The organism is Clostridium lacusfryxellense, assembly GCF_018861735.1.
GTDB lineage: Bacteria > Bacillota > Clostridia > Clostridiales > Clostridiaceae > Clostridium_AD > Clostridium_AD lacusfryxellense.
Genome location: NZ_JAHLEB010000032.1, coordinates 1 through 21,961 on the forward strand (window position 1 = coordinate 1; position 21,961 = coordinate 21,961).

20 protein-coding genes are annotated in these 21,961 nt (G+C 30.1%); 5 read left to right on the forward strand and 15 right to left on the reverse strand.

Features of this window, described 5'->3' with window-relative positions:
• Window positions 1-138: 138 nt before the first annotated feature.
• Window positions 139-2,037 carry a type I glutamate--ammonia ligase gene (locus KPL55_RS16410; protein WP_216307877.1) on the forward strand — a complete coding sequence of 633 codons (1,899 nt, stop codon included), beginning with the start codon at window positions 139-141 and terminating at the stop codon, window positions 2,035-2,037.
• An 89-nt stretch (window positions 2,038-2,126) separates the two neighbouring features.
• Here the strand turns inward: KPL55_RS16410 and KPL55_RS16415 are convergent, their stop codons facing one another.
• Complete coding sequence (locus KPL55_RS16415; RefSeq protein ID WP_216307825.1) at window positions 2,127-3,719, reverse strand: N-acetylmuramoyl-L-alanine amidase; 1,593 nt, start codon at window positions 3,717-3,719, stop codon at window positions 2,127-2,129.
• A 288-nt stretch (window positions 3,720-4,007) separates the two neighbouring features.
• Here KPL55_RS16415 and KPL55_RS16420 point away from each other — a divergent pair, with 288 nt between their 5' ends.
• From KPL55_RS16420 to KPL55_RS16430, 3 genes are all read left to right on the forward strand, one after another.
• Window positions 4,008-4,643: an MBL fold metallo-hydrolase gene (locus KPL55_RS16420; protein WP_216307826.1), complete on the forward strand. Its 636-nt coding sequence runs from the start codon at window positions 4,008-4,010 to the stop codon at window positions 4,641-4,643.
• A gap of 226 nt (window positions 4,644-4,869) precedes the next feature.
• The gene (locus KPL55_RS16425) at window positions 4,870-5,070 is read left to right on the forward strand and encodes a cold-shock protein (protein WP_216307827.1); all 201 of its coding nucleotides are present in this window, start codon (window positions 4,870-4,872) and stop codon (window positions 5,068-5,070) included.
• A gap of 181 nt (window positions 5,071-5,251) precedes the next feature.
• On the forward strand, window positions 5,252-5,431 hold the full coding sequence (locus tag KPL55_RS16430) for a hypothetical protein (protein ID WP_216307828.1): 180 nt from the start codon (window positions 5,252-5,254) through the stop codon (window positions 5,429-5,431).
• Window positions 5,432-5,495: 64 nt separating this feature from the next.
• Here the strand turns inward: KPL55_RS16430 and KPL55_RS16435 are convergent, their stop codons facing one another.
• The 14 genes from KPL55_RS16435 to KPL55_RS16500 form a co-directional block, all read right to left on the reverse strand.
• The gene (locus KPL55_RS16435) at window positions 5,496-6,329 is read right to left on the reverse strand and encodes a YhfM domain-containing protein (RefSeq protein WP_216307829.1); all 834 of its coding nucleotides are present in this window, start codon (window positions 6,327-6,329) and stop codon (window positions 5,496-5,498) included.
• A gap of 25 nt (window positions 6,330-6,354) precedes the next feature.
• The gene (locus tag KPL55_RS16440) at window positions 6,355-7,113 is read right to left on the reverse strand and encodes a prolipoprotein diacylglyceryl transferase (protein WP_216307830.1); all 759 of its coding nucleotides are present in this window, start codon (window positions 7,111-7,113) and stop codon (window positions 6,355-6,357) included.
• 233 nt (window positions 7,114-7,346) lie between these two features.
• Window positions 7,347-7,931: a hypothetical protein gene (locus KPL55_RS16445; protein WP_216307831.1), complete on the reverse strand. Its 585-nt coding sequence runs from the start codon at window positions 7,929-7,931 to the stop codon at window positions 7,347-7,349.
• Between the two features lie 110 nt (window positions 7,932-8,041).
• Window positions 8,042-9,304 (reverse strand): DUF7922 domain-containing protein, encoded by a 1,263-nt coding sequence (locus KPL55_RS16450; RefSeq protein ID WP_216307832.1) that lies wholly within the window; start codon window positions 9,302-9,304, stop codon window positions 8,042-8,044.
• 77 nt (window positions 9,305-9,381) lie between these two features.
• Complete coding sequence (gene rsmA / locus KPL55_RS16455) at window positions 9,382-10,218, reverse strand: 16S rRNA (adenine(1518)-N(6)/adenine(1519)-N(6))-dimethyltransferase RsmA (RefSeq protein ID WP_216307833.1); 837 nt, start codon at window positions 10,216-10,218, stop codon at window positions 9,382-9,384.
• Window positions 10,199-10,762, reverse strand: a complete 564-nt coding sequence (gene rnmV, locus KPL55_RS16460) for a ribonuclease M5 (protein ID WP_216307834.1) — start codon at window positions 10,760-10,762, stop codon at window positions 10,199-10,201. The genes rsmA and rnmV overlap by 20 nt, the downstream gene beginning before the upstream one ends.
• Before the next feature lie 203 nt (window positions 10,763-10,965).
• On the reverse strand, window positions 10,966-12,006 hold the full coding sequence (locus KPL55_RS16465) for a resuscitation-promoting factor (RefSeq protein WP_216307835.1): 1,041 nt from the start codon (window positions 12,004-12,006) through the stop codon (window positions 10,966-10,968).
• Between the two features lie 252 nt (window positions 12,007-12,258).
• Window positions 12,259-13,026: a TatD family hydrolase gene (locus KPL55_RS16470; RefSeq protein WP_216307836.1), complete on the reverse strand. Its 768-nt coding sequence runs from the start codon at window positions 13,024-13,026 to the stop codon at window positions 12,259-12,261.
• A gap of 92 nt (window positions 13,027-13,118) precedes the next feature.
• The gene (locus tag KPL55_RS16475; RefSeq protein ID WP_216307837.1) at window positions 13,119-14,636 is read right to left on the reverse strand and encodes a DUF445 family protein; all 1,518 of its coding nucleotides are present in this window, start codon (window positions 14,634-14,636) and stop codon (window positions 13,119-13,121) included.
• Window positions 14,637-14,722: 86 nt separating this feature from the next.
• Window positions 14,723-16,663 (reverse strand): methionine--tRNA ligase, encoded by a 1,941-nt coding sequence (gene metG / locus KPL55_RS16480; RefSeq protein ID WP_216307838.1) that lies wholly within the window; start codon window positions 16,661-16,663, stop codon window positions 14,723-14,725.
• A 508-nt stretch (window positions 16,664-17,171) separates the two neighbouring features.
• A complete protein-coding gene (locus tag KPL55_RS16485; RefSeq protein ID WP_216307839.1) occupies window positions 17,172-18,836 on the reverse strand; it encodes a putative ABC transporter permease subunit in 1,665 nt (554 codons plus the stop codon).
• The gene (locus KPL55_RS16490) at window positions 18,829-19,554 is read right to left on the reverse strand and encodes an ABC transporter ATP-binding protein (protein WP_216307840.1); all 726 of its coding nucleotides are present in this window, start codon (window positions 19,552-19,554) and stop codon (window positions 18,829-18,831) included. Before KPL55_RS16490 ends, KPL55_RS16485 begins: the two co-directional genes overlap by 8 nt.
• A 101-nt stretch (window positions 19,555-19,655) precedes the next feature.
• A complete protein-coding gene (locus KPL55_RS16495; RefSeq protein WP_376770460.1) occupies window positions 19,656-20,192 on the reverse strand; it encodes a spore maturation protein in 537 nt (178 codons plus the stop codon).
• 51 nt (window positions 20,193-20,243) lie between these two features.
• On the reverse strand, window positions 20,244-20,819 hold the full coding sequence (locus KPL55_RS16500; protein WP_216307841.1) for a nucleoside recognition domain-containing protein: 576 nt from the start codon (window positions 20,817-20,819) through the stop codon (window positions 20,244-20,246).
• 178 nt (window positions 20,820-20,997) lie between these two features.
• Between KPL55_RS16500 and KPL55_RS16505 the strand changes: the two genes are divergently transcribed.
• Window positions 20,998-21,858, forward strand: a complete 861-nt coding sequence (locus KPL55_RS16505; protein ID WP_216307842.1) for a putative ABC transporter permease — start codon at window positions 20,998-21,000, stop codon at window positions 21,856-21,858.
• The last annotated feature ends 103 nt before the right edge of the window (window positions 21,859-21,961 follow it).

Consider the following 21,961-nt stretch of genomic DNA (forward strand, 5'->3'; position numbering starts at 1 on the left):
ATAATATTTTGTGTCGTTACATTTATTCTCTCACAGTGGAGGAAAATATAAAAGCCTAACGGCTTAAAAGTTAGGCAATTCAATGATTGCAGAATTGTGCAATCGGCTATAAATATATATCTTAAAAGGAGGAATATTATTTTGAAAAAATTAATTTATGTAATTCCTAAAGAAAACCATTCCGAAAAAGAGATTAAAGAACTTTTACTTGCCCACTCTGAGGTGAAATTTGTTTCCTTAGTTGGTATTGATTTATCCGGTAATGATACTGACGAGAGAATTCCAATGCAAATATTCTTAGATGATATTGATGGTTTCTCTAAAGGAGCTATTCAAACTGATGGTTCATCTGTAGTATTGCCCGGAATTGCAACTTTAAACAACGCTAAATTAGATATGCTTGCAGATCTCGATTGTAATTGGTACGTAGACTACAATCTTGAAAACATTGACCCTGAGACAGAATTACCTATAGGAACACTCAAAATTCCATGTGTATTGTTACATGATAAAATTGCAGTAGATTCAAGATCAATATTGAAAAGATCAGTTGAAAGCTTTAAATCTACTGTCCTTGATTTATTCAAAGAAAATCCATCTGCTTTAAATTCTTTTGACTTTAAATATGAAGATATTGATAAATTAACACTCACTTCAGCTACTGAATTAGAATTTTGGGTAAAAACACCTGATGATCAAGCTGATATTGAAGAATTATCTACTTCTCAAGTATTAAAAGAACAATATTGGAGCAAAACTAAGGGAAGCGTTAGAACAGCCCTAGAACAAACTCTTCTATTAATGGAGAAGTATGGTTTTGAACCTGAAATGGGACATAAAGAAGTTGGTGGCGTAAAAGCCCAAATTGGTGAAGCTGGCTCTTTAACCCACATCATGGAACAACTTGAAATAGATTGGAAGTTTTCAGACGCTCTTCAATGTGCAGACAATGAATTATTTATTAGAAATTTAGTTAAAGAAACTTTTAGACTTAACGGTTTGGATGTTAACTTTTTAGCAAAACCAGTTCATGATGTTGCTGGAAGTGGTGAACATACTCATATCGGAATTGCTGTAAAACTTAAAAATGGTAAAAGGGTTAATTTATTTAATTCAAATAAAGAACATTTCATGAGTACTTTAGGATATGCATCTGTAATGGGTATTCTTAAAAATTATGAAGTAATAAATCCATTTGTTTCTTCAACAAATGATTCTTTAAGAAGATTAAAAGTTGGTTTTGAAGCTCCTATATGTATAGTAACTTCACTTGGTCACAGTGTAGATGTTCCTTCGAGAAACAGATCTATATTACTTGCATTAATAAGAGACCTTGATAATCCTCTTGCAACAAGATTTGAACTTAGAGCTCCATGTCCACATACTAACACATATTTAGCTTTATCTACTTTATTTATGGGTATGCTTGACGGAATATCATATGCAATAGAAAACAATAAATCTGAAGATGATCTTCTAAAAGAATTATCTAAAGCACCAGGAGACGACAGTTCTTATTTAGAGAAAGATAGAGCTTACAGAAGTGAAGAAGATGTATTTGAATACTATACAGAAGATCAAAGAGCAGAGTATTTTGGAAAAGCTCCTAAAACAGTTTTTGAGAATGTTACTGCATTAGATAAGTATCCAGATAAACTTGAAGTTCTAAAATCTCATGGTGTATTTACTGATAGTGTAATAAATAGTTTTAGAATGGCAATAACATCTAGATGGGTTACTGAAATAAATAATAGATTATTACACAATTATGCAGATGAAATTAGAAAATGTAAAATGATTCATGTCGCTGAAAAGGCTTTGGATTTAGATTTGGCTAATTGGGAAAAAGTTAGTGATTTAAGGCATCTGCTTATGAAAGACACATATTCAAAAACTAGCCTCTTTACTAAAATAAATGAAGCTACTAATGCAGAAAACTATGAAGAACTTTCCGCATTACAAATAGAATTAGATATGAAGGTTGAAGAGCTTAGATTTTGTTATTCTAACTATACTAAGAATTTATTAGATATCTAATATAGATCTAATAAAAAAACAATTATATATTTAAATTCATAAAAAAATCACAACAATAGTAAACATACTATTGTTGTGATTTTTTTATATTAATATAATATATTACTTATTCCTAAATTTTTAAGAATTCCTACTGAAATAGCCTTAGCTAATTTATTTTGATAAACATCTGTAGCTAATAACTTTTCCTCTTCTGGATTAGATATAAATGATGTTTCTACCAATATAGCCGTTGCATCTACATTTTTTAATACATAAAATCCTGCTGTTTTAATCTTCCTATTTAATCTACCAGTTTCTTTAACTAACTCAGATTGAACAGCCTGAGCCAATTTCTCTCCAGCTGCACCTCCACTATAGTAAAAAGTCTCAACGCCCTTAGCTACCGTATTTGAATAACTATTTGCATGAATACTTACAAAATAATTTGGTTTCGCAATATTTGAAATATCAGTTCTTGCCTTAAGATTTTGAGTTTGATTAGTTGACCATGATATATTGTCACTTGTTCTTGTGTATACAATTTCAACACCATTTTTAGATAATATTTTCCCTACTTTTAAAGTAACAGCTAGAGCTACAACCTTTTCCTTAAGACCGCTTGGTCCTATAGCTCCTGGATCATATCCTCCATGACCTGCGTCTAAAACTACTTTATATTTTGTTGTAATATCATTAACATAAATCACCCCTTGATTTGTATCTTTTGGGGCACTAGCAAATTTGGGATTTACACTTATATACTTTACAATTCCATCTTTAAAAGCCAAAGCCAACTTATCTTTATATACACTAGTTTTTAGTTTACCTTCCTCACTTTTATTAGTTATAAATCCTAATGTTGCCATAACTCCTGGTGAATTAGACAGTTTTAAGCTATTAAAACTACTTGCTTTAGTTCCTCTATCTATTGCTTTAGTTTTACCTACTAATTGTAGCTGAATATACTGCGCTAGTTGCTTGCCTTTAGTGCTGCCATTTAAATAGTATGTCTCTATACCATTAGCAGTTTTAGATTTATCTCCATTGCAGCTAATAGTTATAAGTAAATCGGCCTTGGCATTGTTTGATACGTTAAGTCTTTGTTTTATTTCATTAACACTATTCCAATTTACACTATTACTCTTCCTAGTGTAAACAACTTGTACATTTTGTTTTTCTAGAAGTTTACCAAGCCTTAAGGCTACATCTAAATTAACATCTTTTTCTTTTAATCCAGTAGGTCCGATACCACCATTGTCACTTCCACCCCTTGCTGCATTTATGCACACAATGAACTTACTTGGTTTGGGAGGTGAAATTATAGTATTAAAACTCATTCTAACTTCTTTTGAGAGATTTTTCCCAGTTAAATACTTAACGCTTTTAGTAACTATTAAGGTATATTTCTTATTATATCCATAGTTTTTTTGTGGTTGGACTATTATGTTTTTATTATTACTGCCTAAACTAACTTTAATATCTATGTATTTATTATTCTCATCAATAACCTTTATGTTCTTTGTGTTTATCGTAGCTAAACTTAAAGAATTATTAAAACTAAGCGTCCAGATTTTATTAACTATAACATCTTTTTTAGATCCTATGCTTGTATAGTCAATTGCCTTTACTGTCTTTTGCATAGGAATACAAAATGTAAAAATTAAAATCATAAATAAAATTCCTTTAAAAATATTTTTCATATAATTCCTCCTAATTTACCATATTTAATGTATTTAATTAATAATATCTTTTTATAGATTTTATTAATTATAAAAGTAAATTATGGTATTAATAATGAGTTAATTATACTATACTTTTTTTCTTATCTCTATATTTTTTTAATAAACTTTAATATTTTTAAAATAATAATTAAAACTTAATATTTTACTTTCTAAGATGTTTATTATCACACTAAATGCGGCATAATAAGTATTGTTTTATTGTCATGAAAAGCTTCAAAATATTATTTAGCAAGAAGGAGACTTTATATGAAAATAACTTGGCTTGGACATTCATGTTTTCTTTTGGAAGATTCTAAAGGCATAAAGCTTTTAACAGATCCTTTTGATTCAACCCTAGGATATGATGTTTATAATGGAAGTCCTAATATTGTTACTATAAGCCATAATCATTTTGATCACAATTATACTAAAGAATTAAATTGCAATTGTGAAATAATAAATAAGCTTGGCATATATAACATAAATAATATATACATAAAAGGCACGCCTTCTTATCATGACAAGGATAAAGGTTTAAAACGTGGTGATAATATAATATTTACTTTTAGAATGGATAAGTATTCCTTTTGTCACCTAGGAGATTTAGGTCACTCACTTTCTAATAATGATATTGAGGCAATTGGAGACGTAGATATATTGTTTATTCCAGTAGGTGGTAACTATACAATCGATGGTAAAGAAGCCTCCGAAATCACTAAAAAAATAAATCCAAAAATAGTCTTTCCCATGCACTATAAAACCTCCAACGTTTCGCTTCCTTTAGATGGTGTAGAGACCTTTGTTATGAATATGAAAAATGCTTTAAAAATAGATGGCAATACATTTACTATTAATGATGAACTAAACGAAACTCTGTCTGTTAAAATATTAAATTATATTTAATAAAACAGTATAAAAAAAACATTAAAAGCCAAACTATTAATATTGTATATCAAACTGTAATATAATGAAATAAAATGAATTTATGGTATTTTTACTAAACAAATGGTGTAATTATATTAAAAATGTTATTTATTTTAAAAAAACTATTTAAAAAGTTACTAAAGTGTAGTATTATAATAGTTATGTTACAAATGTTGCAAATTTTTTTATTCAGGAGGAAAGTTATATGAAAACAGGTACAGTTAAATGGTTTAATTCAGAAAAAGGGTTCGGATTCTTATCAGTAGAAGGAGAAGAGGACGTATTCGTACATTTCTCAGCTATTCAAGGAGACGGATACAAATCACTTGAAGAAGGACAACAAGTTCAATTTGAAATAACTACTGGTGCTAGAGGCCCTCAAGCTTCAAACGTTACTAGAGTATAATTCAAATTCTAACTCATCTATAATATACAAATTAATTATAGATAAAACACCTATCACTTTGTGGTAGGTGTTTTTTAGTTTATGTAATTTATAATAACATTATCATTTTTGTGTATATAATAGCTCTCATTGTTAAAACTACAATAGAGTATATATATAATTATGAAAGGATGTTTTTATAATGTTTGGAAAAATAATTGATCTAAACAATACTGATGCTTTTGTAAATTTTTCAAATGGAACTACTGTAAATGTAAGCGTTATTCGTTTACCTAAACATTCAAAATTAGGAGACACTGTTGATCTAAATAATGAAGCACCATCTTGCATGCTTAAAGATTCAATGATAAATTTCCTCTAATGTATTTAAAATAATAAGAGGCCATTTTTGTTAAACAAAAACGGCCCCTCATTATTAATATTATTTAAAACCCGCTAGGTTTTTCATCTTCGAAAGTCTCTATTTTCCATGTTCCTTTATCATACTTAGCTATTACATAATATTTCTTTTCTTTCTCATCTAAGTTAGTTTTAATAGTCACAGAGGATTTATATATAGTTGATTTATATCCTTCCGTTTTAACGGTTATTAGCTTATCATAAGGTGTTTCCTTATCTTTTAGTAACACTGTATTAAAATCCTTAAGCAATTTTTCTTTAAACGATTCTAAATCCGTTGACAACATAAATTTAGTTGCTTCATTATCCTCACTTATATCAAGAATTATTTTTTCACCTTTGCCCTCATCCTTTATATGCTTATCTAATACCTCTATAATTGAGTCATAATATACAGCCTCAAAATTAATTGGTTTTCTGATATTCCAAAAGTTTTTAATAATATCATTATCAATTCTCTTAGATACGATATAGCTTTTATCATCACTGTACAAGTTAGCACCATTTTTTTCATCAAGTCCAGCAATATAACTAAATTTATGTATTTTATTTACACCTTCATACATTTCAAATATATAATCTGGTTCTAGTGTTGATTTTTCATCAACTTCCTTAGCTGATGACAAAATCTCATACAAATCTTTTATAGCTACTTCATCTGTAACAACAAATCTAAAACTTTTATCTCTAGTACTTTGTATAGTTATCTTCTTAATTCTGCCTTGCTTAATATATTCGAAATCCTGGTTTTTAATTCCGATCTTTACTTTAATTTGATCAAAATTTTTACATCCTGTAAACATAAATGTAGCCATAACGATAAAAGAAAATAAAATGAACTTGTTTTTATTTTTTATCATTTGTTATCCTCCTCGCTATCATATCTTATTTACGCGTTATTGATTTTATTCTTTGTGCATTAAATAATAGTACTCCAATAAGAACAACAAATATACTAATAAATTGTGATGTAGAAAATATAGAAATGCTACCTCTAGGGTCATCTCTTAGGAACTCTATTAAAAATCTGCCAATACTATATATAATAAGGTAAAGGGAAAATAATCTTCCTTTCTTTCTTTCGCGTCTATCATACCAAAGTAAAAAAATCGCTAACATAAAATCAAATATGCTAGAATATAACTGCGTTGGATGTAAATGCAGATTTGCAGGCGCAAATGGTGAATTTTTAAACTCTACTCCTATTGGTAACGTTGTTACACTACCATAACAACATCCAGCTAGAAAACAACCTATCCGTCCAAATCCTTGGGCCAAAGGTAGACTTGGAATTATCAAATCAAATGCACTAAGTGTATCCCAACCTTTTTTCCTACTATACCAGTATACCGCTAATACACCTCCCAGAATGGCTCCATAAATAACAAATCCATTCCCAACATTTTTTAATATTGAAGGTTGTTTTAATATGAACTTAATATCAGTTATTATGTACATCACTTTTCCGCCTACAATACCACAAATGATTACTAATATAGCCATATCCCAAATATTTTCCTCATTATATTTTTTTTTCTTGCCCCTATATGATAATAGTAAAAGCGCTGCAATAATCCCTATTGCTATCATTAATCCATACCCATAAATCTTTATAAAAGAAAACTCAAATAATACTGGTTTCATTTTCACCCTCCTTATTAATATCGTGCGCTGTTTTACGCCCTTTGCTTAGGCTTTTTAGCACAAAATACTAAGAGAAGCATAATTTGCTCCTCCTAGCTCACAACTCTCTAAAAACGATACATATATGTACCATAGCTATATATTTACATAATAACATTAAACTCTTATTTTAAAATACCATTACGTAATTATAATACTTTAAAAAGTTTTAAGCAAACCCAATTAAACCTAATTTATTGAATTTTTAAAGTTTCAACTATACTTTGAAAAATAGCTGCATAGGTATCTTTAAAATTAACATCTCTTACGAAAAATGAAAATCTGTAAAATTCTTGACCACCATCAACGAAATATTCATATGACTTGTACCAATTATTCCCTGTTGTATTAATTAAATACTTCACTAAATATGTTTTTTTACCATTTATAATTAAATTCTCAATTTTGTAATTTTTGATCTGATTTTGCTCTTGTGATATGTCTTTGCTCTTATCAAAAAATAGTTTTAGGTCTTCTTTACCTTTCCAGACCTCTACAAATCCATGAATTACAGCATCTGATGATTGAAAATCATTGTGATATTTAATTTCATCGCCAGGAAAATTTTTTTCTGATGTTGTCCACCCCATTGGTAATCTATAACTTATTTTTCCATCTGAGGTCCTATAATCGTTAAGTAGTTTAATATTATTCTCAACAAGAATAGTAGTTTTTAACTTATTATCAAATTGCTTTGATATCCCCATCAATGAAATCATAAGTCCAATGATTACTACGATAATTCCAACTTTTTTTCTGTTTATAAATATAACTTTCAATGTACCCCTCCACAAATTAATATTAATATACTATATGATACATAATATTAAAATATTAAAAAAATTAATGTGTGGCTAAATTATTTAGCCACACATTAATTTTATCTGCATTATTTTTTTACAGGTACAACAATAGTAGAATTTTTGAAATCGTAAAACATCAACCAATGTCCCATTCCATCATTATCTTTTCCCTCAATCCAAGTTACAAAACCAGTTTTACCACCATAAGGCTGATGATTTTTGGAGCGGCTTCCTGGGATTCCATAAACAATATATTTCATTTTACCACTTGAATCACATTTATATCCTAACATAAAGGATTTATGATTTCTAATGTATGGGAAGTAACAAATCATAGGATAATAGGCTATAGTATATTTGTTATAGTCGCTTAGGTCATACATATTCTCTAAGTTATGCACCGGCACCTTAAACCATGTACACCACTTAATTTCCTTTGAAAAATCTTGTACTTCTTCTAAATCTTCCACTACCGATTTAAAGAAAGTTCCCATATTCCCCTTAGCATATCCATCTTTGTTATAATTATTTTCCTTATTATCACATTTTTCTTTTTTATTTTCTTTACATTCATTATCTTTTTTGTCTTCTTTACATTCTTTATGTTTTTTATGTCTATCTATATCAACTTCAAAAATATCTTCTGTATTATTAATTTCTATCTCTTCTTCTGGTTCACCTGTTACTTTAACGCTTTCATTAGTATGTCTTTGATCTTCTAATTCTAGCTTAATAGCATTGTTTTCTTCATCAACATTCTCTTTGGCTTCCATAGGTTCAACCTTAACTCTTTCCTTCTTATCTACTATTTTTGAGTTTTCTTGATCACTTTTGACTTTAATTAACTCAATACTTTGCTCGTATTCATCAAATTCATTAACTAAATCCTCAGACCTTGTTTCTTTCTTTTCCTTATTTCCATCTGCTACTTTGTAACTTTTCCAATCAATCGGTTTGTCTGTTGTTGAAAACCCACTCATTATCGAAATTACATTAACATCTAGAAATTTTACAATTGCAGCTCCAATAATTTTTTCAGCAGCAATTCCAGTATCTGCTATATTGTCCATATCATATTCATGGAAAATATCTACCCTACCGTGATCGTCTATGTTCAATTTACCGACTTTTATAATCTTGTTTACATCTTTTTTACCACATATTAAAATCATGTAATAAGGTTGTTTATCCTTTTTTAGATTTTGTACGTAATAAGAAATCTTACATTTACTGTTTTTCATTTCGAGTTTTGCATAGCCCGAGGGAATTTTGCCAGAGTCTAATGAATACCCTTTTTCGTCTTCCTGCAATATAATAAAATACCTACTATAATTTTTTTTAGGTGTCACGCTCTTTTACCTCCATATAAAACTTATTCATTATAATATATGAAGGATGTTACAGAATATGAACAACATCTGAAAATTTATTTTGCAAGTCCTATTTCATCCGAAAGCAAAGCAAACTCCTCTAATGATAAAGTTTCGCCTCTTCTTTTAGGATCTATATTTGCTCTCTCAAAACATTTTAAGAGTTCTTCTTTAGGAATTCCTATATCTTTAACAGAATTCCATAAGATTTTTCTTCTCATATTAAAAGATTTTCTTACTAAAGAAAAGAATAAGGCCTCATCTTTAACCTTAACTTTAGGCTCTTTTAATCTATCTAATCTTATAACCATAGATTCTACCTTTGGCTGTGGTAAAAATGCTGTCGGTGGCACAAGTCGAAGTATTTTCGTGTCACAATAGTACTGTACTAATATTGAGAAAGCTCCATAAGCCTTACAATTCGGCTCTGAATCTATCCTTTGCGCAACTTCCTTTTGTATCATTATAGTTAAAGATTTGAAATTATAACCACCAGTAAGCAAGTTAACAATTATTGGAGTAGTTAAATAATATGGTAAATTAGCTACTAATTTTACTGACTTTTCATCCCCAATTAATTCATTAAAATCTACTTTTAAAGCATCATTATGTATAAGTTCAAAATTATCAAACTCTTTTAGCTCGTCTTCCAGAATCGGCAAAAGTTTATCATCGAGCTCTATAGCACAAACTCTTTTAGCCCTTCTTAATAGAGCTCTAGTTAATGTTCCAAATCCCGGTCCTATCTCTATAATAAAATCTTCTTCATTAACATCCGCTCCATCTACAACATCATCCAGCACAGAGTCATCTATTAAAAAATTTTGGCCTAAACCTTTTTTAAACCTAAATTCATATTTTTTACTAACTTCACTAATCGTCAAATCCGCCATAATTCATCTCCTTGTTTATTTTTTCCAAAGCCTCTATAAATTCTTCTTTTACAATTCCGTAATTGTTAAGTCTTGTTATAAATTGCGCAGAATTACCGTATCCTATACCTAATTCATTGCCTAACGCATCTCGCCTTTCCTTTGCTCTAATATTTGCCGTCAATTTAAAAAATATCATATCTTTGACGTCAAATACTTTTCTTTTCTCTTGAACCTCAAATTTTGCTGCTTCAAGAGCTTTTATTATAGTTTCAGGTGATGCGTTTTCAACACCTATGTTTCCATTCTTATTTCCTTCTTTTTGCGATATGTAAGCATGCTTGCAATTAGGTACTCTTTTAGTAATTATCTTTCTTATCTTTTCCCCAGCAAAGTCCGGATCGGTAAATATTATTACACCTCTTCGCTTTTGTGCTTCTCTTATTTTATTAATTACCTTCTCATTAATTCCAAACCCACTTACAGAAATCAGTTCAGCTTCTACTGCCCTTTTAACTGCTGTAATATCATCTCTTCCTTCAACAACTATCACTTCTTTAATCATATGTTCTCCTCCTAATTGCAAGCTTAATCAAATACCAACTACCAAATGTCAACAGCCATACTATACTAAACTAAAGTATTCCCATTATTATATAATTGCAAAAAAATAAGGACATGCCTTAGTATTTTTTTTATCATCGTATCTATAATACCATTTTACTTATTAATAGTGAACCACAAAACAAAAAAAAGGAGCTTATGCTCCTATTTTAAAACGTAGATATTTACATTTCGAGCTCCCCAATTCCAGCTTTCACCACTAGAATTATAGTATAAATCTATCTTATTACCCTTAATAGCCCCACCTACATCTTCTGCAATGCCATATCCATATCCCTCTATATAAAGCTTAGTTCCAAGTGGAATTACTCTAGGATCAACAGCTACAGTACTATAGCCATTAGGGTTTCTTTTTGCGGTTTTACCAGTGGACGTTATTCCAAAGGCAGGGTCATCTGGGCCTTTCCCAGTGCAATTATAATCAGCAGTATATGCTGTTGCCCTAACCTTAAGTTTCTTAGAATAACTAATATCACCTCCACGTGACGGTGAATATACACTAGTAGTCCCTAATGCAATTATCTCTTTAACAGGTTGCGATTTAAATTGTTCACTAACTAAATTTCTAGATACCTCTTTGCCATTTTCATAGACAACAGCTGAAGTTATAACCTTCTGTCCTGCTTTACCCTTTTGAATGACTTTTTTAACACCTTTTTTTAGTTCATCGCTTTTTTTAATTTCAGTTGCAAAGTTTATAGCTTTAGTTTCCTTCACATTCTCAGTTTTCACCCTTGTTATATTTACCGTGAGACCTGATTTTAGTGAATCACTTTTTAATGGTGTAATCTTGTCTTTATCACTTAATATAATTTTCTCTGCTTTTAGCATAGCATCAACTGTGCCCTCGGCAGTTTGAATATTAAGTTCTTTCCCATCAACATTTACTTTAACATTTACAGCCTTTTTTATATATATTTTATCTCCGTCTTTTACTTTACTGTCTAGACTCACCGTTATTTGATCTTTTGACCCCAATGCTATATTGTTTGTTTCTAGTATTTGAGTAACATTACTTTTTAAAGTTGTAACTTCTATAGATTTACCATCAACAATAACAGATATAGCTTTTTTCATATTAAATACAGTCATTGTAATGCATGTTAATATTAGCATTACTACAAAAATCGTCTTGGGTCCGTTTGAAAAATAATTTTTAAAATTATCTCTAGCGTTTTTCATCATAAAGATTCCCTCCCTTAGTCAAGAATACTTGGGTATTATACCTTGAAGCAATTAATATGTCAAATTCTAAGCCTTTCTCTCTTAAATTTGACTGATAATGCATCATTATGCATAGATGAAACTAACCCAGTCTTGAGGGTAAACTGGTAAAAATAACAATTACCATTAAAATTATATGTTGGCCAACTAATTTTAATTACTAATAATGGCATGTAAAATAGTTTCATATATTGGAATAATAACCACTATACACTATTTGGGAATTTTTAGCAATTGTTTTATATTAAAAATCGTAGCACATTCGATTTCTTCTATGGATTTACCCTTAATTTCTGATATTTTCTCAATTATATACTTAATATAATCAGACTCATTCCTTTTCCCTCTGTTAGGTACAGGTGCCATGTATGGACAATCGGTTTCTACAAGTATCCTATCCATTGGCACTTCTTTTGCGACCTCTACTATTTTTTTTGCATTTTTAAAGGTTATAACTCCGGTAAACCCTATATAATAACCGAGTTTTAAACATTCACGTGCAAATTCAACACTTCCCGAAAAGCAGTGAATAGTTCCTATTACCTGTGGAAATTCCTTTAATATTTCCAAAGTATCCATGTGAGCGTCCCTATCATGGATAACCACTGGTAATTTAAGCTGACGCGCTAACTCCATTTGAAGTCTAAATGCTCTCTTTTGAATTTCTCTATCTGGATTTTCATCATAGAAGTAATCAAGTCCTATCTCCCCAATAGCACGAACTTTATGAAACCGTGTTAAGTCCCTTAGTTCACAAATAAGATCATCATTGACAATATCCGCGTATTCTGGGTGCACACCCACTGCTGAATATATAAAGTCATATTTTTTTGATAACTCAACCGACATTCTTGCACCTTCAATTGATGCACCACAGTTTAAAACACCTATTACACCTTTATCCTTTAACCCTAAAAGTACATCATCTCTATCTACATTAAAAGCTTCATCATCATAATGTGCATGTGAATCAAATATCATAATAAATACACCGTCCTTTCTATTTTTAATAATTAAATAAGTAAAAGTCGCTCTCTAATCGAAAGTGACTTTTACTTATTAATTATTACAGTCTAAAGCGACCCTAATATTGGAGATAATAACCCCATAATTGCACCAAGCAGAGCGCCCAGCCACGTTATAGCTTTAAGTTCTTTACTTGCAATCTCTAAAATTAGTTTCTCAGAAAATTCTACATCAAATTCATTGATCTTTTCTTCAACTATTTTTGGTATATCTAGTACTTCAATTACATCTGATGCCTTATTTTCTATAAATTTATTGTACAAATCGCGAGCTATAGTTGAGATAGATTGAGCTACTTTGTTTTTCTCTCCGCTAAATATTGATCTCATCTCTATTTGTAATACTCTATTAATGATTAAATGTACTATTTCTGTAACTTTTATGAGCGTAGATTCACTTTTCACCATAACCTGGATCCGGTTATTTATTATCTCTTCTATTACCTTCTTATAATCTAATCCTGTCTTATCTAATATTTCTTCAACAGATGAGTAATTATTAAACTTACCCTCAATAACCGCTATTACACTTCTAATAAATTTTTCATCTAAAACGTTTGTTGTGAATACATTTATTAAAGGTTCTATCCCATTATCAAGTCCCTCTTTAGGCAACTCAGAAAGCACACTTGCTATAGAATTACTTAGCAATTTGTCTATTATATCGTTAACTATTAATGCAATATCATCATGATTTTTTGGTTCATCTAGAAATTCATCTAATCCAATTACAACTTTTTCATAAATAGTATCTGTATTCATAAACATAGCTATCATAGGACTTAATTTAGTACTTATTGTTTCCCCAACAATTTCTTTTAATTTTTTACTGTTTTTTTCTTCTTTCAACATTTTTTTTATTGCCATAGAAATTTCATATTTTTTGCCGAAAACATATACTTTTAAGCCACTAACTAACCCATTTGGTATAACTTCGTCAAATTTCTTATCTAAAACTACCAATTCAGCTAATTTCTCTTTTAACATTTTTTGAATTCCTCTATAAAGCTCATCCGAATCCTTATACTCAATAGCCATATTTAGTACTTTATCTTTTATTGTATTATATAATTCACTTTCACAAATGGATGCTGGTTTTACTTTTAGTTCTAACATTAATTGAGAGCTAATATACTTAGCAATATTATGAATTATCTCTTTTTCATTTATATATTCCACAAGTAATTTAGAACCATTATCGCTTACATTTTTAGTGAAACTTGAATATTCATTTCCAAGCAAAGCTTTTATCTCATGCTCTAATGTAAAATCATTATCTTTTATTGTAGCTACTTTACTTTGTACCCAAGCATCTAATTTCTGGTTCATATTTTCACTACATAAAGACCTCAGAATTGTCTCCTTTGTCAAAAGATGTTGACCTATTGACTCACCTACGCTTTTAGCTATCCTAGATTTCTCTTTTGGAATAAGCCCTGGGGTGAACGGCACTTTAACATTAAATATTCTAACCTCATTATGAGGCCTAAATAACATTTTTATAGCTAACCAATTTGTTATATATCCAATTACAGCCCCAATTAAAGAACCTATGATAAACTTCATGTGGTTTCCTCCTTGTAAAAATAATTGATGCTTGCATAAGAACAATATACCTATACAAGCAATTTATTATCCTCTTTAATATAGTTTTATCTTACTGTACTTCCTGTAGGGAGATCACCGTCGATAGATATGGCAAATAGCTTACTATCGTCTTCATTAGCTGCTGCAATTATCATTCCCTGTGATAATTCGCCTCTTAAAGTAACTGCCTTTAGATTAGCTACTAACACTACATACTTCCCTATCAAGTCTTCTGGTTTATAATTTAGAGCGATTCCTGAAATTACTTGTCTTATTTCTCCACCTAAATCCACTTTTAATTTAAGTAGTTTCTTAGATTTTTTCATCGCTACGCATTCTAATACTTTAACCACTCTCATATCTATCTTATCAAAATCCTCTATAGAAATCTCTGCTTTAATTGGCTCTATAGTAGGTTTTCGAGTTAATTTTCTTTGCTCCTCCACAAGCGCATCAAGCTCTTCTATTTTAGCTTCTACGTCTATTCTTGGGAACATTACATCACCTTTATTAACTTTTGTTCCAGCAATTGTACCATCAAATGATGCTAAGCTATCCCATGTAACTAGCTGCGTATTTATTTGAGCATTTATTTTACTGCTTGTAGTTGGCAAAAATGCTGATATTAATACAGATGTCATTCTTAAAGATTCTACTAAATTGTACATTACTGTGCCCAATCTTTCCTTTTGAGATTCATCTTTTCCAAGTACCCATGGAGATGTTTCATCAATATACTTGTTAGTTCTTCTAATAAGTGTCCAAACATGATCTAGTGCCTCAGGGATTTTTAAATCATCTATAGCTTTTTCTACTTTGCCAGGAACTGCAAGTGCAAGTTCTATAAGTTCATTATCAACATCAAATTTTTCTGCTGGAGCTGGAATAACTCCATCAAAGTATTTTTCTACCATTGATACGGTTCTTGATAATAGGTTTCCTAAATCATTAGCTAAGTCTGAATTTGTTTTCTTTATGAATATTTCATTAGTAAATATTCCATCATTTCCGAATGGTATTTCATGAAGCAAATAATATCTTACTGCATCCACTCCAAAATGATTAACTAATATCACTGGATCTACTACATTTCCTTTAGATTTTGACATTTTTACTCCACCATCAAAAAGAAGCCATCCATGACCGAATACCTGTTTTGGAAGAGGAAGTTCTAATGCCATAAGCATTATTGGCCAATAAATCGTATGAAATCTTAAGATATCTTTACCTATTAAGTGTACATCTGCTGGCCAATATTTATCATAAAGCGTAGTATCTTCACCATTATAGCCAAGAGCTGTTATATAGTTAGACAAAGCATCTACCCATACATATATAACGTGGCCCGGATCAAATTCTACTGGTATTCCCCAGTTAAATGTTGTTCTTGAAACGCATAAATCTTGAAGACCAGGTCTTAAGAAATTATTTAACATTTCATTTTTTCTTGATTCTGGTTGAATGAACTCTGGGTGTGTTTCTATATATTCTATAAGCCTATCTGCATATTTAGACATTTTGAAGAAATATGCCTCTTCCTTTGCTTTCTCTACTGGTCTTCCACAATCAGGGCATTTCCCGTCTACTGCCTGAGTTTCTGTCCAGAAAGATTCACATGGAGTACAATACCAACCTTCATATGCACTTTTATATATATCTCCTTGATCATACAGCTGTTTAAATAGTTTTTGAACTGCCTTCTTATGATAATCATCAGTTGTTCTTATAAACTTATCATAACTTATGTCCATTATTTTCCACAATTCTTGTATACCTGCCACTATTTTATCTACATACTCTTTTGGAGTAACGCCTTTTTCTTCTGCTATTCTTTGAATCTTTTGACCATGCTCATCTGTTCCTGCTAAGAACATTACATCATAACCTGTAAGTCTCTTAAATCTAGCAATTGCATCCGCTGATACAGTTGTATATGTATTACCAATGTGCAAACTTGCTGATGGATAATATATTGGTGTAGTAATGTAAAAAGTTTTTTTATTCATAGTTTTTTTCCTGCCTCTCGTATTTTAATTTAATGTACTTTTTAGACATCTTATCTTAATTATAATAATCTAAGATTTTATTTCCCGGGAAATAAAAAAAATCTCTAAACAGAAAAAATATCCTGTTTAGAGACGTATTTAACGTTTTACCACTCTAATTTATCCTTACATCACTATAAAGACCTCAATGGGTGACCATTATCACCTGTCAATATAACGGTTGCTCCCGTATTATCCTACTAATCAAATCCAAAAGTCTATTTAGATAATAATCTTTTAAATTTATAACTTGGATAATCTGCTTAAAGACCATGTTCATAAGTCAACCTGCTACTGATTTTCACCGCTCTCAGCTCTCTTTTAACATTTAGGCTTATTACTCTTCTCATCATTGCATTTATCTTATCAATACATTTATTTCATAATAATTGTATTGCAAATAAATCACTATGTCAATATTTTTAGCCAAAAACACTAAAATTATACTTATATTAGTATTTTAAATATTCTAAGACTCAATCTTTCTTAATAATTCTACTCCTTTTGTCCCTAGCATGAAATATAACACTATATCTAATATCCCAAATAACCCTAATATTAAAGCAAATGCTATCCATTTAGTTATAACATATTTTATAATCACGAATACTGTAAGCCCACCTAATGCTCCACAAATAATCATACTAATCATTACATTAAAGTTTCGCTTTACTGCCTCTTGTTCAGTATCCCATTGAAGTTTCGGGAAATTCAAATCAATAAAAATGCCTATAAGTGATGTAAATAATATGCCAACACTTCCAACTATTATCATTAATAATACAACCTCTAATGTAATTTTAAGTAATACTATACCAAGCACTATTATCATGATCATAGCCACCGCACCTAAAACTACCGCTGATAATACCTTTGCTATAAGCTGGTCTTTATATTTCATAGGTATATATTTTAATATATATAGATTTTTCCCTTCTCTAGATATTGCTGTAGTGGAAATAGCATTACTACAGGATGCAAAAACTATAAATGCAAAGAAAACAGCTAACACAATGCCTACTCCTTTATCACCTTGTAAAAAAGTAGTTATAGTCTTAAGTTGTGACCCGCCTCCATCTTTGGAAAAAAACGGTATTAGTAAAAATATGGGAAATAAAAAATTCATAAGTACACAATTCATAAAATAAATAGGTGTCCTAAATAGAAGCTTTAGTTCTTTAAATAAGTATATCCTTAGAGAAGAACTTTGTGACGTATTTTTTATAAGCTCGATGTTACTAAGAGTTTTTCTCTTTGATGTCGTTTCAGACACTCCCATGACACCTTTAAAATACAATGACTGACCTAATATTATAAATATTATTAATGAGGCTATTGTTATTAAAATGAATATAGTTAAATTAATAAAACCTTGAATACTATCTGTATTAATTAGACTATTTACAGCAACCTTGGTGCTTGGAAATATACTACTAGCTAAAGACAGTAACGAATTATTTCCTCTTGCAAACATTTCAGTAATTGCTGATTGAGTTAAATTTTGAGTGAATTTCTGAATATATAAATTTATCCCTACACCGAAACCCATAGCTAGAATTCCACCAAACAATCTAAACCTATCCTTATTTTTAGCAATATTAGTGAACCTCATTATAATCATGTTAATTATAGATGCCATTACTAATGGTATTATAGGCAGTAATAGAAATATAACAACTCCATAAATATAATACACAATTCCCCCACCACTCTTTACACCAAACGCGATGAGTGTAGGCACAAAAAATATAATTTCAGTAAAGTATTCATAAATTAATACTACAGTAAATTTAGCACCCATAATATGCCACGGTTTCAAAGGTAATGGTAGTAAATTTTCCACATCCATAGAAAAGTAAAAAATACTCATTGCATAAAAGATTCCAAAAAAGAAAATTACAATACTAACAACAGATAACCCAAATCCCAATATAGCTGCTTCTTGCCCCACTGAATGTAATCCATCATAAGCCGCTGATAAAAACTTTCCAAACCCTACTGCCATTGGTGTAAACGCTAAAATTAAAACCAGTGCAAGAAAAAATCCCTTTATTTTCTTTTTGTTTTTTTTATTACTTGAAGACTGCGATCCTGTTTTTAATAATACCCTAGTCAAAGCTATAAAATTACTCATTTTCAGTCATCTCCAAGAAGATCTTTTCTAAAGAACCACTGTCCTTAAAATGATTTCTTAATTCTTCAAGTGTTCCACAAAACAACATTTTCCCCTTATTTATTACAGCTACCCTGTCGCATATTTTTTCTGCAACTTCTAGAACATGAGTTGAGAAAAATACACTTTTACCGTTATTTGCATGTTCTCTCATCATTTCTTTCAGTACATATGAGGATTTTGGATCAAGACCAGTCATTGGTTCGTCTAAAATCCAAACCTCTGGCTCATGGATAAGTGCGCCCATAATAATAATCTTTTGCCTCATACCATGTGAATAACTTTGAATCTGATCCGTTAATGCGTTACTCATCTCAAATCTATTTGATAGTGTTTTTATCCTTTCTTTTCTAAGTTCACTAGAAACATCATAAATATCTGCCATAAAGTTTAGATACTCAATTCCCTTAAGCCTTAAAAACATATCAGGGTTATCAGGTACAAAACCAAATTGCTTTTTAGCATCCAAATCGTTCCTTTCTATGTCTATTCCATTGATAGTAATTTTACCGCTATCAGGACTTAATATTCCAGTTATCATTTTAATAGTAGTAGTTTTTCCAGCTCCATTTGGTCCTAAAAAGCCGAAAATTTCTCCATCTCGTACAGTTAAACTTATATTGTCTACCGCCTTATTTTTGCTATTGTAGCTCTTATTTACAGAAGTAATTTCAATCATATTTTATCCCCACCTTATGAATTATATTAACATAAGGATCTTCTTTTTACAATATTTGTTATGGTAATATTATATTTATATTTTCTTTAGTTTTCCTCTTATTAAAAGAAAAATTTAGCCAAATTTACAGCCATTATAACTGCAGTAATGTCTGCAAGTATTGCCGCTATTAATGTATGCCTAATATTCTTTATACCTACAGCCCCAAAGTATACCGTCAATGTATAAAAAATTGTTTCTGTTGAGCCCATTATTATAGATGCCACTCGCCCTATGTAGCTATCTGCTCCATACTGTTTTATTATGTCAGTAAATACGCCTAAAGCTCCACTTCCTGAAAGAGGTTTTATTAAAACTAGTGGAACAACCTCAGGCGGTAAACCAATTAGCTTAACAACAGGTCTAACTAGATAGATAAAAAAATCTAATGCTCCTGAAGCTCTAAACACATTAACAGCTACAATCATAGCCAAAAGATATGGAAAAATCTTTAGACAAATATTTATTCCATCCTTTGCTCCTTCGACAAAACACTCATATACCTTTACTTTTTTTATAACTCCATACGTCACCACAAGGGCAATAATAATCGGAATTACTCCCTTTAAAAGATACGATATCAAATTACCTACAATCACACTATTACACCTCCGCTCACCTTAATTCGAGTATATCACCGCTGTTCAATTCTAAAAAAATCTTTGTAGGATTTTGCAATAAAACACGCCTAATACTGCCGCTGTACCCGTTGCAATTATTGCTGGCAATATAATAATCGCTGGATTTTGAGAATTATAAGCAGCTCTTATAGATATTACTGTTGTAGGTAAAAACTGAATACATGCAGCATTTAAAACCAAAAACAAAGCCATATCATTACTAGCTGTATCCTTATTTTTGCTAATTTTATGCATTTCTTCCATAGCCTTTATCCCAAACGGGGTGGCGGCATTTGACAATCCCACCATATTAGCTGTTATATTCATAGTAATACTAGACATTGCTTTGGGGCTGTCCGCAGCTTCTTTAAATACTATTTTCAAAAATGGACGGAGTAAATTTGCTAATTTATCAGTTAATCCACTTTTTTCAGCAATCTTCATGATCCCACACCACAGACACATCATTCCAAGAAGCCCTATAATCAATTCCACAGATCCAGTTGTTGATGAAACAACTGCCTTTGACACAATTTCTCCTTTTCCTGTAACAATTCCAACAACTATTCCTATCAATAAAATTAAAAACCAAATGATATTTATCATACATATCCCCCTAGCCATTAAGCTAATTTATCATTCTTTCTCTAATATATATGTATCAATTTCTATAAACTTGCATATATTAATGTTTTAGTTAATTATATCCACTATAAACTAAACTCTTTATGTGGTATTATTTTCTTGTTCAATATACTATAGGCATAAAAAAGGGAGTTATTATATGTTTAATATTACTTTACTAAATTCAAGCGTTTACACATTTTCTTATTATTTTATTATCTATTCATTTATGGGATGGTGCCTTGAAACTGTTTACGCTACAATAAAAAAAAGAGAATTCGTTAATCGAGGATTCCTAAATGGTCCCTTTTGCCCTATTTATGGCGCTGGTATTTTATCAATAATTATTTTACTCAAACCAATTGAGTATAATTATATTTTTCTTTTTTTAGGTTCAATCTTTTTAACATCTATTATCGAGTATTTAACTGGATATGTTTTAGAAACCGCATTTAACAGCACTTGGTGGGATTATAGTGATGAGCCCTACAATCTTCATGGGAGAATATGCTTATCCTTCTCTATAATATGGGGATTTGTATCATTATTTATTTTAAAGGTAATTCACCCCTATATTATCCATTTAGTTAGTTTAATACCTTCTAACCCAGGTTTAATATTGTTTTATGTTATGCTTTTATGTATTTTAATCGATTTTATAATTACTGTACTTACCATATTAAAATTAAAATCCCTTTTACATCAATTAAATAAAGTCTATTTAGAATTAACAGATAAGGTTTCAGGTCTAAAATTAAATCTAGAAAATACTAGAAATATACCCGAACTAAAAATTAAATTAGATCAGTTGATTGAAAGCGCTGAAATTAAAATGAGTAAGAAAAAAGTTGACATTGAAAATATAATAAAAGAACTTAAAACAAGATATGAATATTTATTCACTAAAAAACATCCAGATTATTCAAGGATTATAAAGGCTTTTCCTGATTTAAAATTTAAGGGTTTGGATATTATATTAAAAGACGTTAGGAATAGAATTCACATCAATAAGAAAAATTAATTATATGTTCTAAAATATGAATTAATTTTTTACTTGTAACTTGCAATTACTAATGTTAGGATTTATATATCTTAAAAAAATAGCATTTTAACATATTGTTTTT

Bases quoted from the DNA above. Each gene is read 5' to 3' on its own strand.
- metG (WP_216307838.1), bottom strand. From the start codon at position 16,663: ATGAATAAAAAAACTTTTTACATTACTACACCAATATATTATCCATCA.
- KPL55_RS16435 (WP_216307829.1), bottom strand. From the start codon at position 6,329: ATGATAAAAAATAAAAACAAGTTCATTTTATTTTCTTTTATCGTTATG.
- KPL55_RS16490 (WP_216307840.1), bottom strand. From the start codon at position 19,554: ATGATTGAAATTACTTCTGTAAATAAGAGCTACAATAGCAAAAATAAG.
- KPL55_RS16430 (WP_216307828.1), top strand. From the start codon at position 5,252: ATGTTTGGAAAAATAATTGATCTAAACAATACTGATGCTTTTGTAAAT.
- rnmV (WP_216307834.1), bottom strand. From the start codon at position 10,762: ATGATTAAAGAAGTGATAGTTGTTGAAGGAAGAGATGATATTACAGCA.
- KPL55_RS16465 (WP_216307835.1), bottom strand. From the start codon at position 12,006: ATGATGAAAAACGCTAGAGATAATTTTAAAAATTATTTTTCAAACGGA.
- KPL55_RS16440 (WP_216307830.1), bottom strand. From the start codon at position 7,113: ATGAAACCAGTATTATTTGAGTTTTCTTTTATAAAGATTTATGGGTAT.
- KPL55_RS16415 (WP_216307825.1), bottom strand. From the start codon at position 3,719: ATGAAAAATATTTTTAAAGGAATTTTATTTATGATTTTAATTTTTACA.
- KPL55_RS16485 (WP_216307839.1), bottom strand. From the start codon at position 18,836: ATGAGTAATTTTATAGCTTTGACTAGGGTATTATTAAAAACAGGATCG.
- KPL55_RS16420 (WP_216307826.1), top strand. From the start codon at position 4,008: ATGAAAATAACTTGGCTTGGACATTCATGTTTTCTTTTGGAAGATTCT.
- KPL55_RS16475 (WP_216307837.1), bottom strand. From the start codon at position 14,636: ATGAAGTTTATCATAGGTTCTTTAATTGGGGCTGTAATTGGATATATA.
- KPL55_RS16425 (WP_216307827.1), top strand. From the start codon at position 4,870: ATGAAAACAGGTACAGTTAAATGGTTTAATTCAGAAAAAGGGTTCGGA.
- KPL55_RS16470 (WP_216307836.1), bottom strand. From the start codon at position 13,026: ATGATATTTGATTCACATGCACATTATGATGATGAAGCTTTTAATGTA.
- KPL55_RS16500 (WP_216307841.1), bottom strand. From the start codon at position 20,819: ATGATAAATATCATTTGGTTTTTAATTTTATTGATAGGAATAGTTGTT.
- rsmA (WP_216307833.1), bottom strand. From the start codon at position 10,218: ATGGCGGATTTGACGATTAGTGAAGTTAGTAAAAAATATGAATTTAGG.
- KPL55_RS16505 (WP_216307842.1), top strand. From the start codon at position 20,998: ATGTTTAATATTACTTTACTAAATTCAAGCGTTTACACATTTTCTTAT.